General features: G+C 32.7%; 17 protein-coding genes and 1 pseudogene. 14 read left to right on the plus strand and 4 right to left on the minus strand.

What is annotated here, in order from left to right:
• Positions 1–75 precede the first annotated feature (75 nt).
• Positions 76–1,248, minus strand: a complete 1,173-nt coding sequence (locus MUA21_RS01240; RefSeq protein WP_262561631.1) for a M20 family metallopeptidase — start codon at positions 1,246–1,248, stop codon at positions 76–78.
• A gap of 190 nt (positions 1,249–1,438) precedes the next feature.
• On the opposite strand from MUA21_RS01240, the gene MUA21_RS01245 reads away from it, so the two are divergent.
• The 10 genes and pseudogenes from MUA21_RS01245 to MUA21_RS01290 all read left to right on the plus strand — a co-directional run bounded on the left by MUA21_RS01245 (position 1,439) and on the right by MUA21_RS01290 (position 11,501).
• A complete protein-coding gene (locus MUA21_RS01245; protein ID WP_262561633.1) occupies positions 1,439–2,626 on the plus strand; it encodes a glycine C-acetyltransferase in 1,188 nt (395 codons plus the stop codon).
• Between the two features lie 194 nt (positions 2,627–2,820).
• Positions 2,821–3,315, plus strand: a complete 495-nt coding sequence (locus MUA21_RS01250) for an AAA family ATPase (RefSeq protein ID WP_262561635.1) — start codon at positions 2,821–2,823, stop codon at positions 3,313–3,315.
• 108 nt (positions 3,316–3,423) lie between these two features.
• Positions 3,424–3,993 (plus strand): GNAT family N-acetyltransferase, encoded by a 570-nt coding sequence (locus tag MUA21_RS01255; RefSeq protein ID WP_070039463.1) that lies wholly within the window; start codon positions 3,424–3,426, stop codon positions 3,991–3,993.
• Between the two features lie 24 nt (positions 3,994–4,017).
• Positions 4,018–4,524 carry a GNAT family N-acetyltransferase gene (locus MUA21_RS01260; protein WP_064209885.1) on the plus strand — a complete coding sequence of 169 codons (507 nt, stop codon included), beginning with the start codon at positions 4,018–4,020 and terminating at the stop codon, positions 4,522–4,524.
• A 159-nt stretch (positions 4,525–4,683) separates the two neighbouring features.
• Positions 4,684–5,388, plus strand: a complete 705-nt coding sequence (locus MUA21_RS01265) for a CoA transferase subunit A (RefSeq protein WP_262561638.1) — start codon at positions 4,684–4,686, stop codon at positions 5,386–5,388.
• Positions 5,381–6,031, plus strand: a complete 651-nt coding sequence (locus MUA21_RS01270; protein WP_262561640.1) for a 3-oxoacid CoA-transferase subunit B — start codon at positions 5,381–5,383, stop codon at positions 6,029–6,031. Before MUA21_RS01265 ends, MUA21_RS01270 begins: the two co-directional genes overlap by 8 nt.
• A gap of 147 nt (positions 6,032–6,178) precedes the next feature.
• Positions 6,179–6,589 carry a hypothetical protein gene (locus tag MUA21_RS01275; protein WP_070657494.1) on the plus strand — a complete coding sequence of 137 codons (411 nt, stop codon included), beginning with the start codon at positions 6,179–6,181 and terminating at the stop codon, positions 6,587–6,589.
• A gap of 9 nt (positions 6,590–6,598) precedes the next feature.
• On the plus strand, positions 6,599–7,564 hold the full coding sequence (locus tag MUA21_RS01280) for an ornithine cyclodeaminase family protein (RefSeq protein ID WP_262561642.1): 966 nt from the start codon (positions 6,599–6,601) through the stop codon (positions 7,562–7,564).
• Positions 7,565–8,033: 469 nt separating this feature from the next.
• Positions 8,034–8,973 (plus strand): annotated as a pseudogene (locus MUA21_RS01285) (NAD-dependent epimerase/dehydratase family protein).
• A gap of 11 nt (positions 8,974–8,984) precedes the next feature.
• Entirely contained in the window at positions 8,985–11,501 is a 2,517-nt protein-coding gene (locus MUA21_RS01290) for a glycosyltransferase (RefSeq protein WP_262561644.1), read from the plus strand.
• A 156-nt stretch (positions 11,502–11,657) separates the two neighbouring features.
• Here MUA21_RS01290 and MUA21_RS01295 read toward each other — a convergent pair whose 3' ends face one another.
• Complete coding sequence (locus tag MUA21_RS01295; protein WP_262561646.1) at positions 11,658–12,041, minus strand: hypothetical protein; 384 nt, start codon at positions 12,039–12,041, stop codon at positions 11,658–11,660.
• A gap of 75 nt (positions 12,042–12,116) precedes the next feature.
• Complete coding sequence (locus MUA21_RS01300; RefSeq protein WP_262561648.1) at positions 12,117–12,725, minus strand: acyltransferase family protein; 609 nt, start codon at positions 12,723–12,725, stop codon at positions 12,117–12,119.
• Between the two features lie 229 nt (positions 12,726–12,954).
• On the opposite strand from MUA21_RS01300, the gene MUA21_RS01305 reads away from it, so the two are divergent.
• Positions 12,955–13,797 (plus strand): sialate O-acetylesterase, encoded by an 843-nt coding sequence (locus MUA21_RS01305; RefSeq protein ID WP_192958736.1) that lies wholly within the window; start codon positions 12,955–12,957, stop codon positions 13,795–13,797.
• A 128-nt stretch (positions 13,798–13,925) separates the two neighbouring features.
• On the opposite strand, the gene MUA21_RS01310 is transcribed toward MUA21_RS01305, so the two are convergent.
• On the minus strand, positions 13,926–14,231 hold the full coding sequence (locus MUA21_RS01310) for a monooxygenase (RefSeq protein WP_192958735.1): 306 nt from the start codon (positions 14,229–14,231) through the stop codon (positions 13,926–13,928).
• A 270-nt stretch (positions 14,232–14,501) separates the two neighbouring features.
• On the opposite strand from MUA21_RS01310, the gene isaB reads away from it, so the two are divergent.
• The 3 genes from isaB to cidR all read left to right on the plus strand — a co-directional run bounded on the left by isaB (position 14,502) and on the right by cidR (position 17,232).
• The gene (isaB, locus tag MUA21_RS01315) at positions 14,502–15,089 is read left to right on the plus strand and encodes an immunodominant staphylococcal antigen IsaB family protein (RefSeq protein ID WP_107360022.1); all 588 of its coding nucleotides are present in this window, start codon (positions 14,502–14,504) and stop codon (positions 15,087–15,089) included.
• Positions 15,090–15,465: 376 nt separating this feature from the next.
• Positions 15,466–16,314 carry a class A beta-lactamase gene (gene bla, locus MUA21_RS01320; protein WP_225792144.1) on the plus strand — a complete coding sequence of 283 codons (849 nt, stop codon included), beginning with the start codon at positions 15,466–15,468 and terminating at the stop codon, positions 16,312–16,314.
• Between the two features lie 42 nt (positions 16,315–16,356).
• Positions 16,357–17,232: a cidABC operon transcriptional activator CidR gene (cidR, locus tag MUA21_RS01325; protein WP_040029908.1), complete on the plus strand. Its 876-nt coding sequence runs from the start codon at positions 16,357–16,359 to the stop codon at positions 17,230–17,232.
• Positions 17,233–17,436: the final 204 nt, after the last annotated feature.

The raw sequence follows: 17,436 nt of genomic DNA on the forward strand, positions 1-17,436 counted from the left end.
GAATAATATTATGACCAAGGTTGAAATTTAAAGTGTGAGATATTTGGAAATAAAAAGACCCTAGGCTATTCAGGCCTAGGGCTTAATTACATTTTCCAACTCTAATATTTTTAAAAACTGGCTGGCACTATATTTTAATGCTTTTTCATCTAGATTGAAATATGGGCTATGGTGTGGATGTGTGGTATCTTTTTCAGGGTTACCACAACCTGTTAAAAAGAATGCACCTGGACGTACTTTTTGATAATGTGAAAAGTCCTCGCCAATCATCATTAATTCAGATTCGTTAAATCTTAAATTCATCTCATTTGAAGCTTGTTTAACGATGTCAAAGCATTTAGGATTATTGTGGACAGGCAAATAACCTTTAATATAATCAAAATCATAACTAATGTCATTCGCAACAGCCAACCCTTGCAATAGCTTATCCATCTTGTGCATCACATGTGCTTGTACTTCTGTATCAAAAGTACGCACAGTTCCTTTACAAAATGCAGTATCTGGAATGACATTATCTGCCGAACCAGATTGTACCATGCCGAAGCTAATAACAGCTTGTTTTACCGGATCAATCGTTCTAGAAACAATTTTTTGCGCACTAATGATAAATTCAGCCATAATGACAACAGGATCGATGGTTTCGTGTGGCTTCGCACCGTGTCCCCCTTGACCATGAATCGTTACGTTGAATTCATCTGGAGAGGCCATCATCGCGCCAGGACGAGAATAAATTGTGCCGGTAGGGTAACCACTCCACAAATGGTTTCCATATATTCTATCTACGTTTTGTAAGCAGCCGTCATCAATCATTTCTTGTGAGCCACCTGGCATAATTTCTTCGCCATATTGGAAAATTAGCACGACATCACCATTTAATTTGCTTTTATGTGCGTCGATGATTTCAGCAACGGCTAGTAGTATTGCAGTATGACCATCGTGCCCACATGCATGCATTGCACCAGGATTTTTAGACTTGTAATCTACTTCAGTGAGTTCATCGATAGGTAAAGCATCAAAATCAGCACGTAATGCAATCGTTGGACCGTCTCCTTGTGCACTAAATGTTGCGACAATACCATTTCTTCCAACGAGCGACCGTACCTCGCATGATAGTTGGCTGAGTTGATTTAGGATGTAGTCACGTGTATGATACTCCTCAAATGATAATTCAGGATATTGATGCAAATAGCGACGTATTTGTATCATTCTGTTTTCCTTTTCTCTTGCTAGTTGAAACCAATCAAACAACTTCAACCCTTCTTCCTTAAAATGATTATTCTATTATATCATTTTAAATGATTTTACTGTAGAGACAATTATTGTGACTTTGATTAGATTGTAGAAAACGCTTTAATAAATCGTGTGATTCTACTTTCCTGATACAAGAAAATGGGTTATGATAGGATTAAATAGTAGATAACTCAAAGGGGGATTTCCAGTGGTACAGTCACTACATGGCTTTTTAGATGAAAATATTCAATATTTAAAAGGTAATGGACTTTATAATGAAATTGATACAATTGAAGGTGCAAATGGACCAGAGATTAAAATAAACGGGAAAAACTATGTTAATTTGTCTTCAAATAACTATTTAGGACTTGCAACAGATGAAGATTTAAAACAAGCTGCCAAAGATGCCATAGACACTCATGGCGTAGGTGCAGGTGCAGTAAGATCTATTAACGGTACATTAGACCTTCATGACGAATTGGAAGAAACACTTGCGAAATTTAAAGGTACAGAGGCAGCGATTGCATACCAATCAGGTTTTAATTGTAATATGGCAGCCATTTCAGCTGTGATGAATAAAAATGATGCTATCCTATCAGATGAATTAAACCACGCATCAATTATTGATGGATGTCGTTTATCTAAAGCGAAAATTATACGCGTCAACCATTCAGATATGGACGATTTACGCGCTAAAGCGAAAGAAGCTGTTGAATCTGGACAATACAATAAAGTAATGTATATTACTGACGGTGTATTTAGTATGGATGGCGATGTTGCTAAATTACCAGAAATCGTAGAAATTGCAGAAGAATTCGGTTTAATCACATATGTTGATGACGCACATGGCTCTGGTGTCATGGGCAATGGTGCAGGTACAGTGAAACATTTTGGCCTTCAAGATAAAATTGACTTCCAAATTGGTACATTATCTAAAGCGATTGGTGTTGTCGGTGGTTATGTAGCTGGTACACAATCATTGATCGATTGGTTGAAAGCACAATCAAGACCATTCTTATTCTCAACATCATTAGCGCCTGGTGATACAAAAGCCATCACTGAAGCTGTTAAGAAATTAATGGCATCAACAGAATTACACGACAAACTTTGGGAAAATGGTAATTACTTAAAAGACGGATTGAAAAAATTAGGTTTTGACATTGGTAATTCTGAATCACCAATTACACCAGTAATCATAGGTGACGAAAAAGAAACACAAGCATTTAGTAGCCGCTTAAAAGATGAAGGTATCTATGTGAAATCCATCGTCTTTCCAACAGTGCCTAAAGGTACGGGCCGTGTTCGTAATATGCCTACAGCTGCACATACAAAAGAAATGCTTGATCAAGCATTAGCGGCATATGAAAAAGTAGGTAAAGAACTAGGCACAATTTAACGCTAACTCTAATTTATAAAACGAATGAATAAAAAAATAAATGAAGCAACAAAATGCTAGACTGCTTATGTCCTATTTGTATGGATATAAAGGGTCTAGCTTTTTTGATTTTAATCACTTTGATAGGGTATAAGTTTAACACTTATGAAAGTATATACATAAATCACAATTTATCTAGAAGATAGGGTGATACAATGACAAAACTAATATTATTAAGAGGTAACTCTGGTAGCGGCAAAACGACTATTGCCCGTAACTTACAAAGCATGTTGGGGAATGGTGTCATGCGCGTGGGTCAAGATGAAATAAGACGCCATATGTTAAACGTCTCAGATAGACCAGGCAATTTATCAATTGAGTTAATAAAATACATTACACTATTTGGCATAGCACATTGTAAATATGTTATTGTAGAGGGTATTTTCAATAAAGAAAAATATGGTAATATGTTACAGAGCATTATTTCAAGTGCGCATATTAAAAGCTATATTTATTATTTCGACTTACCTTATGCAGAAACCGTGAGAAGACATCACTCAAAAACATATACGGATTTCAGTGCACAAAAACTTGCAAGCTGGTTTGTTGAAAAAGATACACTAAATGTAAAAAATGAGAAATTGATTCCTGAAATGATGACACAAAATGATATACTCACGATGATCATGAATGATCTTCATGACGAGTGAAAATTGTCCTTAGAAGTAGTTCATATTTTTAATAAATTAAAAGGTTGATTTTATGCCAAATGATGTTATAGTTTTGGTTGCTGACGCCTTACGTTAAGGGGTTTTTCAATGAAAAATAATTTAGGGTTGCATTTCACTACACAACGGCTTATCATTAGACCGTTAGAAGAAAATGATTATGAGTCATGGTTGTCAGGATTTGTTAATCGTTATCCTGCGCAATACAAGCATGATAAAGGCCAAGTCGACATGTCAGATGCTACGGAACCATGGTTTGCGGCAATGGTTTTAAAGCATCAACAAGCCATTAAAGATGATGATTTGTATATATTTGGCATCTTTGATAAAACGGGACGTCATCTTGGTATGCTTAACATTAAAAATTTAAGCCGCGATCAATTTCAATGGGCAGAAATCGGTTATTTTATCCATAATCAATACTGGCATCAAGGGTATGCTTATGAAGCTTTATCAGAACTTGTGAAACAAACGAAAGAGACTTTAAAGTTTCATAGAATAGAAGCACACATCAATTTGGATAATCAACCTTCTATTCAGTTAATTGAAAAATTAGGCTTTGCATTTGAATGTATTCGAAAAGGATTTATTTTCGAACATGGACAATGGACTGACAACTACGTGTATTATCTCAATACACATGACGAACCAATGGGATAGCAACTAAAAGGAAGGAGTGTCAACATGGTTGAATTTAGAGAGTTAACAATGGCTGACGAAACATTATATTGTGATTATATGAAAGAATGGATAGATCACGATGAAAAGGTAGTGCCTGAGATTACGAATATTACCAAATACAATAATTTTGAAGAAATTGTACATGAATTAGCAGATAACAAATCTAATGATGAGACAGTAGATAATACGACATTGTTTTTAATTGATGATGATAAGATTATTGGCGCTGCCAATATTCGCCATCATTTGAATGAAAAATTAAAAATCATTGGCGGCCATGTTGGCTACGGTGTTCGTAAGAGCTACCGAGGCAAGGGCTTTGGTAATAAAATTTTGAAAAAGTCATTAGACTACTTATCACGTATTGGCGTACAAGAAGCGCTGATTACTTGTGAAAAAAATAATGAAGCCTCTGCAGCTGTCATCTTACACAATGGTGGGGAAGAAATAGAATCTTCAACATTAGATGATGGCACAGTCGTTCGTCGCTTCCAGATAGAAATCGCATAAAAAACATAATAATTAAAAGTTGCCATGTAAGAAAATGGCAACTTTTTTTATATTTATTTATGAAAACGGCAACATGAAATAAAAGACTTCGCAAAAAATTTCAAGTATAATTGTTTTTAACACTAGGTATTAATTTTAAAAAAGAAGTGAGGTTATAACATGTCTAAAGTCATTCAAGACATACATACAGCATTTGAGCATTTAGAAGATGGCATGACAGTACTTGCCGGTGGTTTTGGGCTATGCGGGATACCAGAGCATGCCATTGAAGCGATTCGTACAAAAGGTACAAAAGGATTGACCGTAGTAAGTAATAACTGTGGTGTAGATGATTTTGGATTGGGCCGTTTACTTGAGAAAAAACAAATAGATAAAATGGTTAGCTCGTATGTGGGTGAAAATAAAATATTTGAGCAACAGCTGATCAATGGTGAGTTAGATGTAACACTAACACCTCAAGGTACGTTGGCTGAAAAATTACGTGCAGGCGGTGCAGGTATTCCAGCATTTTACACAAAAACAGGTGTGGGTACTTTGATCGCTGAAGGTAAAGAATCACGAGAATTTGACGGTGAAACGTACATTATGGAACGTGCCATTACAGGCGATTTTGGTATTGTGAAGGCTCAAAAGGCGGATACATTTGGTAATTTAGTATTTGAAAAAACAGCGCGTAATTTTAATCCTTTATGTGCTATGGCCGCCAAGACTACTGTCGTTGAAGTAGAAGAAATTGTTGAATTAGGTGAAATTGACCCAGATGATGTACATCTGTCAGGTGTATATGTGGATTATATCTATCTAGGCAAACATTTTGAAAAACGCATAGAAAAACGTACAGTGAAGGAGGTACAACATGGATAAACAAACACAACGTAAGAAGATTATTCAGCGTGCAGCACAAGAAATTCATAGTGATATGGTAATAAATTTAGGTATTGGTATGCCAACACTTGTAGCAAATGAGATGAATGACCATGTAGAAAATGTCTTTTTCCAATCTGAAAATGGTTTGCTTGGTATTGGCCCATATCCTACTGAAGATGAAGTGGATTCAGATTTGATTAATGCAGGTAAAGAAACGGTTACTGCTGCTAAAGGCGCATCATATTTTGACAATGCAGAATCATTTGCGATGATACGCGGGGGGCATATTGATTTAGCAATTCTTGGTGGTATGGAAGTTTCGGAAACAGGTGATTTAGCAAACTACATGATTCCTGGCAAGCTCGTAAAAGGTATGGGCGGTGCGATGGATTTGGTGGTTGGAGCTCAAAAAGTGGTCGTTATCATGGACCATATGAATAAACACGGTGAATCTAAGATAAAATCAAAATGTGAGTTGCCTTTAACAGGCGCAGGTGTTGTTAATACGTTAATCACAGATTTAGCTGTTTTTAAATTTGAAGATAAAGTTATGAAATTGGTTGAACTTCAAGAAGGTGCCACACTTGAACAGATACAAACCTATACAGATGCTTATTTTATAAATTGCTTGAATCATTAGCTGTTTTTCCACATATTGTACGATGTATTCATAGGTAGATCATTATCTATTTTTAAAAGATTAGCTCTTAGTCAAACTTAAAATTCCGAGTAAGTATGTTATTGTAACAATAGAGGTTGAATTAATGACAAAGGTTCGGAGATTGATATGAAGAAAAATGCAGAACTGAAAAGTATTGTTATCGCTATTATATTTGCAGCGGCTGCAGATGTGGTTCCTAACGGCATATTTCATAAAATCTTGTTGGTAATCGGTATTTTAGCATTTATTTATATGTTGATTACACATTTAAAGTTTACGTTATATCATATTAAAATAGAAGATAATCAGCAACAAACATGGTTTAGTGTGAAAACGGATTATTGGTTGCTGTTTATTAAAAATATGTTGGCCATAACACTATTATTAGCGATATATTGTGTGTCTGTGTATGTCGATAATCATATGGCTTGGATTATCATCCCTTTACTTGTCGTTGGATTTATAGGAATAATCTTATTTGAAAATAAATTTGAAAAGAAGAGTAACATTTTAGAGTCAGAAAATGTAAAAGAATAGAGGTGACTTATGAAATTTATTGATGAACATGAACAAGCTGAATTATTAAACATGGAAGAAGTCGTTGAAGCGGTAGCCGAATCTTTACAGGCCTATTCTGAAGGGAAGACGGATACCCCTTTACGTTATGTACTTCCTTTTAATGAAGACAATCGTTATCTAGTTATGCCGGCTTTATCTGATGAATTGAAAGTTGTGGGGCTTAAAACAGTAACAATGGCCCCTAATAATACAAAGATAGGTAAAAATACCATTGTTGGTTCTGTGATATTATCAGATTATGAAACTGGTGAAACATTAGCCGTATTAGAAGGTTCTTACTTAACTAAAATTCGTACAGGCGCAATTTCTGGCGTAGCTACAAAATACCTTGCTCGTGAAAATGCAGAAACATTATGTGTCATAGGGACAGGCGATCAAGCACAAGGATTAATTGAAGCTGTATTAGCTGTTAGAGATATCAAACATATTCAACTGTATAATAGAACTCACCGTAAAGCAGTGACATTTGCAGAAACGATTCAACAGCAATATCAATCCGTTGATGTGACAGTGATGGAAGATGTTGAAGCTGCTATGACCAGTGCTGATGTTATTGTCACTGCAACCAACGCCACGCAACCTGTTTTTAATAAATCATTAGAAGCTGGAGTGCATGTGAATGCTGTAGGTTCTTTTAAATCAGATATGCAAGAGTTGCCTTCACACGCTATAGCCAATGCCGATAAAGTAGTTGTAGAAGCATCGGAAGCGGCATTAGAAGAAACAGGAGATTTAATTACCCCAATAAAAGAAGGTCTGTTTGGAGAAAAAGATTTATATGGCGAACTAGGTGAAATTGTCGGTTCTCTTTTAGCTGGACGCGAAAGTGATGATGAAATTACCGTATTTAAATCTGTAGGTGTAGCCATTGTAGATATTATTGTGGCTAACTATTTTTATCAAAAAGCACAGAAAAATAATGACGTGCAGTAATTTATATATAAGGTTGATAAAGTAAAATTTTGATAGGCTATAGTAAAATTATTAAGCGTTTCGCTGTATTGCTTTATAGTATAATGTAGGTATTATTTTATACTTTAAAGGATACTTATGGCGAAACGCTTTTTATAATGATTTTTTAACATCGAAATTTTCAAACTATACTTAGACTGTAAATAAAATATATTATAAATAACTTTATTTAAATAAGGATCAAAAGATTTTTTGTAAAGTTCTTGGTAGCATTATTCAATTATTATTACAATTTCACCTCGATTTCTTTTGATTTGTTCGTCAAAATTGTTAAACTCATACTAATATATAGAAGACGTAAATTAACTAAATTTATAATTTTATTTGTAATACTATTTTATTTTTATAATAAAAATCAGGTGTTCAACGTATTATATTAATAAAATTGACGATAAGTATATTATGACTTGAGTATATAGGAGGATGAAAAATGAAACTACTAATTACAGGCGGTGCTGGATTTATTGGCTCGCACTTAGCAGAACACTTTAACAAAGCTAATGAGGTGTTTATATTAGACAATTTAAGCACAGGGCATCATTCGAATGTCGAATTTATAGATGATGCGCATTTCATTGAAAATGATGTAATTAATACATCATTTGTGACATCCTTAGTAGAGAAAGAACAATTTGATATCGTCATTCATTTAGCAGCCGTAGTTAGTGTTGTAGAAACAATAAATGACCCTATAAAGTCTCAGTCTGTCAATATAAATGGCACATTAAATCTCTTAGAAGCCAATCGTCAATATAATCATAATTTGAAGAAATTTATTTTTGCATCATCAGCGGCCGTTTATGGTAATACCGAAGGATTGCCAAAACAAGTCGAAACGTTCATTGATCCTGAATCACCTTACGCTGTGGAAAAATATGCTGGGGAACAATATACAAAAATTTACAATACACTATATCAACTGCCAACAACTGCTTTAAGATTCTTTAATATATATGGACCGAGACAAGATCCTCATTCACCATACTCTGGTGTATTATCTATTATAGATAATAAATTTAAAAATAACGAAACATTCACATTTTTTGGGGATGGAGAGCAAACGAGATTTTGTATACGTAAAAGATTTGGTGCGAGCAGTTTCAATAGTGTTAGATAATGAAGTAACGAATGGCAAAATTTACAACTTAGCTACTGGTAAACAAATATCATTATTAGAAATTTTCGATAAGTTCAAAATGGTTTATAATAAAACTATAAATTATCAGTTTGCTGAATCAAGAAGCGGGGACATTAAACATTCTTGTGCTGATATCAAAGGTTTGGAAGCGCTAGGATTTAATCCACAATATGATATTATGTCAGGTTTAACTGAATATATTAATTACTCGAATACAGATAAGATAAATTAAGAGGTGGAAGAATGATTGGTAAAACGAAAAAGTTTGTATTAAATCAAACAAAAAGAAAATTAAAATTCATTTCGGAACCATTGAAATTACAACTTAGAAGTAAATACACAAGAAATATTATGCATTATGCAAATCTATATAAAACGATTGAAGTAGATGACAAGCATATTTTGTATCAAGTTAGAGATGGACAAAGTATGACAGATAGTCCTTATGCAATATATAAATATTTAATGAACCATCCTGATTATCAAAAATATATACATATTTGGGTCGTAGCATCTCAAAAAATGCAAAAAGCATTTTCTAAAAAATATAGTAAATATAAAAATGTAAAATTTATAGTTAAAGAAAGTGAAGACTATTTACGTTATTTAACAAAGTGTAAATATCTCATCAATAATGCGACGTTTCCAACGTATTTTACGAAAAAGCCAAATCAAATATATGTTAATACTTGGCATGGTACACCTTTAAAAGCAATGGGGTTAGATATCAGACATAATTTATTAGAATCACAAAATACAATTCGCAACTTTTTAAGTTCTGACTATATTATTTCACCTAACCAACATACGACAGATATTTTTAAAAAAGCATTTAAATTAGACGGTTTAAATGATGAAGCAATTTTAGAAATTGGTTATCCTAGAATAGATGCAACGCTAAATTCACAGTCAAAAGAAGTTACGCAGAAATTAAAGCAACAAGGCATTAAATTAACAGATGCGCCGATTTTACTCTTTTCACCGACATGGCGTGGCCAAACGGTCAGTACACCAGAAGATAATATTGAAGAAATTGAAGCGCTGATTGAGTCATTAAATAAACAAACACATTATCAAGTATTATTAAAAGTGCATCCGTTTATTTATAAAAAAGCAGTAGGTAATAAAAAATTAAAAAAATACTTAGTTGAAGATACATTTGATACGAATGAATTACTCAGTATTGTTGATTTGCTTGTAACTGATTACTCAAGTATCTTTTTTGATTATTTAGTTACAGATAAACCTATTATTTTTTATACACCTGATTATAAAGCCTATGAAGAAGACAGAGGATTTTACCTTCCTGTGGATAGTCTTCCAGGTCCAAGTGTGCACTCAATTGAAGCATTGGTAGCTACTGTCCAAGAGTCACAGCGCATGCTAGCACAATATAAGGGGAACTATCAAAAATATAAACAAAAATTTGTGAATTACGATGATGGACAAGTAACGGAAAGAGTTGTCAATCAAGTGTTTCATCATGATGCACCCAAAAATGGCGTTCAAAACAACAGAAAAGAGCGTATTTTAATATATCCAGGTGGTATGAAACCTAATGGCATAACAACATCGATCCTGAATTTATTAGAAAATGTTGATTATGATAGATATGATATTACGGTTTATCTTGGATTCAATAGAAATAAAGATGTGATAGATAATCTATATAGCTTAAATGACAATGTGAGGGTTATTTTAAGAAAAGGACCATTGTTGGCAAACACTTCAGAATACTATCGTAACCTATTGGTACGCAATAGAGGCATCAAATCGAAAATTGAAGAAAAAATTTATCCGGATGCATTGTATCAACGCGAATTTAGAAAAGTGTTTGGTAACTCAGCGTTTGATGTCGTTATGGATTTCAGTGGCTATGCGATGTTTTGGTCTGAAATCTTGTTAGCGAGCAAGGCTAAAAGAAAATTAATCTACTTGCACAGTGATATGAAAATGGATATGGAGCGTAAAGTGAACGGTGTGAGACCGCATTACGCTAATTTAAAAGGTGTGATGTCCTTATATCCTTATTATGATAAGCTCGTAAGTGTGTCTGAAGTGACTAAGCAGGAAAATGTTAAAAAAATAGCGAATAGAAAAACAAAAGATAAATTTAAATCATCGATGAATACCATTAACTTAGATAGAATTTATAATTTGGTGGATGAAGATAATGATATCTTTATGAAAAATGGGGAACGTGTCATTGTAAGAGAACAGGATAAGCAAATTACAAGCATACCGTTCCATAAATCCGATTATAAAGTGATGACAATGGGAAGATTATCTCCTGAAAAAGGATTTGATAATTTGATTCAAGCGTTTAGCGGCGTGGTGGAAGCAAATCCTAACGCGAAATTATACATTTTAGGTGATGGCCCACTCAAAAATCAACTAAATAAACTAATTACGTCATTAGATTTATCAGATCATGTATTTTTAATGGGACAAAAAAGAAATCCATTTAATATTATGAGAGATTGTGATCTATTTGTTTTACCGTCTTATTACGAAGGGCAATCAATGGTCTTATTAGAGGCGTTGACTGTTGGTATAGATATTCTGGCATCAGATATACCAGCCAATCAATATGTACTTGATTATGGCAAGTATGGAATGCTGAGTTTTAATGATGCTGAATCATTACAAACAAGCATACAACAGTTTATTAATAAGGAAACACCTGTTTATGCCAAATTTGATCCAGAATTATATAATAAAGAAGCGATTGAACAATTTTATCATTTATTAGATGACTAAAGTATCATATAACTGAGGGATGAGAAATAATGCTCAAGCCCAAAATAAAGGACGCATCCATATGAAATGGATGCGTCCTTTTTATATTTAAAAGCCTTCAATTTATACTGTGCTTGTTTATTTGAAATGCCATGTTTATATAGCAATTTTTACACTTTAACTATGATGTTTATAATTATTGATAACCATAGGCTGTAGTGTATTTCTTCCTACAACAATTCTTATATATGGAATAAAAGATAGTATTATCGCTAATCCAATACAAAATCCAAGTGTGAAAATAGAACTTAAGATTAAAAATAGTGGTGGGAATGTAACAAATGATGCTAGCGATCTAGAAATAAAATCTACAATGATTTGGTGTGCTAAGTATATGAAAAATGATATTTCGCTTATTAAAAACACAAATACTAAATTAAACCGAGTTAAAAATTTAGATAAATAGACGATAAATACAAAACTGATTGCAGAAAATAAGACTAAATCAAATCGATTAGACTCATTTAGATGTACGTCTAAATAAGAAAAATTAAATGCCATATAGGATAAAGCCAATAGCCAAATCAATAGAAGCCAAACTAAATGACGCTTTAAAAAATGAATAACAGTATCATATTATTTACCGAAGTAGAAACCAACAACAAAGTAAAATAGCCAAAATAAAATAATGGTTCTACTGAATAAAGGATAAAAATCCCAGAATTCAAGATAAGCAGTACTGTAATACATTAAATAAGAATGTCCAAAACTAATGATAAAGGTAACGACAAGTACAAAAATAGGATTGGCTTTACTCAATAATTTATAAAATAAGCGATGTAATACATAAAACTGAAAAATAACAAGTACAAACCATCCGAAAAATTTACCTTCTACTACGATATTTAAAAAGATTTCCCAAAATGATTTATCTGAACTATCACCAAGAAATAGTCTAAAAGTGATAAATAAACCAAATATAGCATAAGGAATTAAAATAAATTTCATGCGCTTAAGTAAAAAGTTTTGCGGAATTTTAGTTGAATATAGCATACCTAATAATGTTTCGGACAAAATAATAAAGCAAGGTGTTGCAAATAATAAAATAACTTGTAAAAAACTATAAAATGATTTTTCAAATTGTGAAATGTGATAATCGTTTACTAAACCGGTTAAACAATGGACGATGACTATTGCGATACAAAATATCGCTCTAGCATAGGTGAGTTCCATTTTCCTCTCCAAAATAAAAACTCCTCTCAAAATCCATTCCATAATATGATAATTAGTATTAAAAGTAAAGTTTATATGAATTTATTTTTATAATAATTATATATAAAGCGTAGCACTTTCTAATATGAAATTTGGGTAAGTTTAAGAAAAGAATGATATGCTTATATATATTTAAAATAGTCACTGAAAAATAGCTACTAGTAGTTAATTAAAAAACTAAAAAATTGAAAGGAACAACGTTATGAAATCAATCTTACTAATTGGTCAATCAAATATGGCAGGAAGAGGATTTTTAGATAGTGTAAATCCCATCATTGATGAACGTATTTTTATGCTTAGAAATGGTAGATGGCAAATGATGGAAGAACCGATACATAGCGATCGTTCTGTCGCTGGTATTGGACCAGCTGCATCGTTTGCAAAGCAATGGCTCGATGATCATCCAAATGAAACAATAGGGTTCATTCCATGTGCTGATGGAGGTACTTCTATTGAAGAATGGTCAGATGAAAGTATGCTGACGCGGCATGCTGTAAGTGAAGCGAGATTTGCTATGGAAACGTCTGAATTGATTGGTGTTTTATGGCATCAAGGTGAAAGTGATAGTCAAAATAATAAATTTCAAACATATGAAACAAAATTATCACACCTCATTGATTATTTTAGAGAAGCACTTGAATTGCCTAAACTTACTTTTGTCATTGGATTGTTAGGAACGTTTTTAGGAAAAGAAGGGTTTGGCGCTAGTGCTACAGAGTATCAAGAAATTAATAACAGTATCAAGAACGTCGCGCAGAAACAACATGATTGTTACTTTGTTACAACAGAAGGCTTAACGGCAAATCCAGATGGTATTCATATAGATGGATTCTCACAACGCTTGTTTGGGATTAGGTATTATGATGCATTTTCAAAATCAAAGGACGTCGTCAATCCTTTAGATAATGAGAGCGAAAGAGAACAAGATTTATATAAAACTGAATTTACTAAAAATGAACAAATGTATATGCTTGTGGCTAGGTTATCTAAAAATGAAATCACGTATCAAGATTTTATCAATGAAATGTCACAAATGAATAAATAATGATCTGGAAAATTATCATTTTTAAAAATATTTATTTTTTCGTTCAATCTATGTCTAAAAAGCCTTTCAAAACACACGAGATGTGTGTACATTTGAAAGGCTTGTTGTATTTTATCATCCCATTATGGTTATGTTAATCGTCCATGTGTGATTTTAGTAAGTGCGTCATTTGTAGCAAATATTTTAGCATTTACAGTTGGGACACCCATGGATTGTAGGCGCTCACTATGCATGTTTAAATAATTTTTAGCATTTTTGTAACTATCAAATGCATAAATGCCACCCGCTTCTTTTTCATCAGCATTTTCTGTCCAAATTTTCCATAAAAAACCTGGTTCTCTATTTATAGATTTCGCTAAATCAGCGAATTGTCTGGACATCTCTTGTCCAAAAGGACCATCGATTGGAAAATCAACTTGTAAAATATAGATCATGATAAACCATCCTTTTTAAATTATTTATTATGTTTACTATACCAATTAAAAATACATTGCAGTATGGTTTTAGCTCAAGCACTTTTCTAATATGAACAATAAAATGTTTAACATAACATCAAAGCTATATCGATAAAGTATTTTCATATATAATTTGTACTAATATTTACAAAAGTGTAATATTACTTGAAAATAAAACGGAGAGGTGTATGATGAAAGTAAACAATTACACTTTGCATATGGAAGACTACAAATAAGGAGTGATTTATTATGCGGAAAGTTGGAAAGTTAATTTCAGCAACTGTCGTTGTATCTACACTGGTTGTCGGTTCTTCAGCAGCATATATCTCAACGAGTAGTCCAACAGCGCAAGCAGCAGAGCAAGTCCAAAAGTGGGGACACGGTGAAGGTGGCGCAAGCGGTGCAAATAGTGAAAATGGTGTTCGTTCACAAGCACAAACAACACCTTGGTATAATTACGAAGGTTATACAACATATGATCCATCTTTTACTCAAGATTATAACTTCGTACGTGCTTTAAAATATGACAATGTTACGATTGATGGTTATAAAGTTGACACTAATGCCAAGAAAGAATTTGATCATTCTAAGAAAATTTATGATACAAGCGTAGAATTTAATAGTGACAATGAAGTGGTGCAACTTACTTTCTTCACAAAACCTGATTCAGTATCTAAGTCAACATTTAAGAAGGCTCATACTTCAAATGAAATCATAGGAGAAGGTAAATTAGGCAATAAAGATGGCACTTATGTGAAATATGAAACAAATAATGGCTTTTATACTGCTTTCTTTGATCAAAATGATAATTTGGTGGAAATAACAATTGGTCAGTAGTTTAAATAGTATTAAAAAAGTTAAGATTCAACTCAGAGATGATTTGAAATCGCACGTTTTTGAGATTATAGCAACAGTTACTTTAATTGAAATTGTATGCTTTGGCTGGGGCAAATTAAATGTCTCAGCCTATTCTGTTGTATAGTCAATAAAATAAAGTATTCATTAAGAGTGAATGTAGCAGATTTTGTTGATGAAATGTTTAATTGCAGTATTTTTAAATTTTAAAGTTACTGAAGTATATATTTAGTCCCAATTATTTCTACTCGTTAATGGTTAGGCGTAATAAAGATAATTGTGTTTTGTTATATTTATGATTATAGTTAAACGTAAGTATAGCGTATTGCTTTCAAATGTGAATAGGGGGATTGAAAACTTGAAAAAATTCTATTTAAGTGTTTTGTTTGGGCTTTTTTTACTCACAGTGACAGGAAAGGTCGCTGATGCAAAAAGTTTTGATCAAATAGAACAAGATAATGATACAATTGTAGGGGTTTATGGTGTCAATACAGCTAATGGCAAAGTGGTACAGCACAGATCAGGTGAACGGTTTGCATTTGCATCTACATATAAAGCAATTTCAAGTGGTATATTATTACAAAACACGCCAACGTCAGAACTAAATAAAAAAATAGTGATATCCAAAGATGACATTGTCGCTTATTCACCCGTCACTGAAAAATATATCGGCAAGCAAATGACGTTAAAAGCATTAATAAAAGCTTCTATGTTGCAGAGTGATAATACAGCTAATAATAAAGTCATCGAAGAAATAGGTGGAATTAAAGGATTTCAACAAGCACTCATACATCGTGGAGACCATATAACTAATCCACAAAGACTCGAACCAGATTTAAATTTATATGATCCACAAAGTACAGATGATACAACCACACCTAAAAGAGCTGCAACAACGTTAAATCATCTTCTACAGAGTGAAAATATGAGCAAAGCCAACCTTGAATTACTAAAGCATACAATGATTCATAATGAAACTGGAGATACGTTAATAAAAGCAGCTGTATCTAAGGATGATGTTGTAGGAGATAAAAGTGGTCAAGGTTTAACCTATGGTAGCCGAAACGATTTAGCTTTTATATATCCAAAAAAGCAAAATAAGCCAATTATTCTTGCTATTTACACGAAAAAATCAGATAAAGATGCGAAACCTGATGATAAAGTTATTCAAACAGCGGCAGAAACAGCTATTAAGTCATTAAAATAAATTCAAGTAAGCGAAACTTAGATTGGTGCAGAGGGGTTAAACATGGAAATAAAGCAAATGAAATATTTTGTAGAAGTTGTGAAAAATGGGGGGATGACACAAGCATCCGAGCATTTATATATTGCGCAATCTACAATAAGTAAAAACATTAAAAGTATTGAAGACGAATTTAATATCACTTTATTTGATAGAAGAAAAAAGCATATTATTTTAACGGATATCGGCCAGATTTTTTATGATAAATGCGTGGAAGCTTTAGCGGTGCTAGATGATTTATCATTAGAAATGGGAGATGTAACAAATTTAGAAAAAGGCCATATTAGAGTTGGTATATCAGCAATTATGAACGTGAGACTTTTTACAGAAAGTTTAAATCATTTTCATAGTAAATATCCAAAAGTGACATACGAAGTTATTGAAGGTGGAGGCAAAGCTGTAGAGTCTTATTTAAATAATGATGAAATTGATGTAGGCATTACTACGTTACCTGTAGATAATGATATCTACCATGCTATCCCACTATATAATGAAAAGTTATTGCTAGTCGTAAACAAAGATGCGATGCTTGCGAAACAAGGACCAGTCTATCTAGGTGATTTGAAAAATGAACGTTTTATTATGTTTCATGATGATTACTATTTAAAAGATCAAATTATTGAAAGTTGTAGAAAAGTTGGTTTTCATCCAAAAACGGTTGCTAAAATGTCTCAAATTACTTTTATTGAAAATATGATCCGAGATGGCATCGGTGTGAGTATATTACCAGAAAGTATCGTAAATATTTTAAATGAAGACCTTGTGGGTATAGAAATTTCAGGTGCAGATGTGTCATGGAATTTGGGAGTTATTTGGAAAAAAGATAGCTATATGAATTATGTAACTCATGAATGGATTAAATTTTTAAAAGATACTAGATAATGATGCTTAACAAAGCGACTATAGTTTATGAAATATGTATTCCATAACAGAATGTTATATATTCCAACTATGTATTTTAATCATATTTCAGTGCGTAATATAATAGACATATAGAGGTAGTAAGTACTGATGATTAATAGAAGAATAAAAGTTAAAACATTTATGATAATCCCTAGCGCCAAAATATTAACTATATAAGCGTTT

This window comes from Staphylococcus ureilyticus, from assembly GCF_025558845.1.
GTDB classification, from domain to species: Bacteria; Bacillota; Bacilli; order Staphylococcales; family Staphylococcaceae; genus Staphylococcus; species Staphylococcus ureilyticus.

Coding starts and splice junctions, on each gene's coding strand:
- MUA21_RS01305 (WP_192958736.1), top strand. CDS start 12,955: ATGAAATCAATCTTACTAATTGGTCAATCAAATATGGCAGGAAGAGGA.
- MUA21_RS01265 (WP_262561638.1), top strand. CDS start 4,684: ATGTCTAAAGTCATTCAAGACATACATACAGCATTTGAGCATTTAGAA.
- MUA21_RS01250 (WP_262561635.1), top strand. CDS start 2,821: ATGACAAAACTAATATTATTAAGAGGTAACTCTGGTAGCGGCAAAACG.
- MUA21_RS01280 (WP_262561642.1), top strand. CDS start 6,599: ATGAAATTTATTGATGAACATGAACAAGCTGAATTATTAAACATGGAA.
- MUA21_RS01255 (WP_070039463.1), top strand. CDS start 3,424: ATGAAAAATAATTTAGGGTTGCATTTCACTACACAACGGCTTATCATT.
- isaB (WP_107360022.1), top strand. CDS start 14,502: ATGCGGAAAGTTGGAAAGTTAATTTCAGCAACTGTCGTTGTATCTACA.
- MUA21_RS01275 (WP_070657494.1), top strand. CDS start 6,179: ATGAAGAAAAATGCAGAACTGAAAAGTATTGTTATCGCTATTATATTT.
- MUA21_RS01295 (WP_262561646.1), bottom strand. CDS start 12,041: ATGGCATTTAATTTTTCTTATTTAGACGTACATCTAAATGAGTCTAAT.
- MUA21_RS01290 (WP_262561644.1), top strand. CDS start 8,985: ATGATTGGTAAAACGAAAAAGTTTGTATTAAATCAAACAAAAAGAAAA.
- MUA21_RS01260 (WP_064209885.1), top strand. CDS start 4,018: ATGGTTGAATTTAGAGAGTTAACAATGGCTGACGAAACATTATATTGT.
- MUA21_RS01270 (WP_262561640.1), top strand. CDS start 5,381: ATGGATAAACAAACACAACGTAAGAAGATTATTCAGCGTGCAGCACAA.
- cidR (WP_040029908.1), top strand. CDS start 16,357: ATGGAAATAAAGCAAATGAAATATTTTGTAGAAGTTGTGAAAAATGGG.
- MUA21_RS01310 (WP_192958735.1), bottom strand. CDS start 14,231: ATGATCTATATTTTACAAGTTGATTTTCCAATCGATGGTCCTTTTGGA.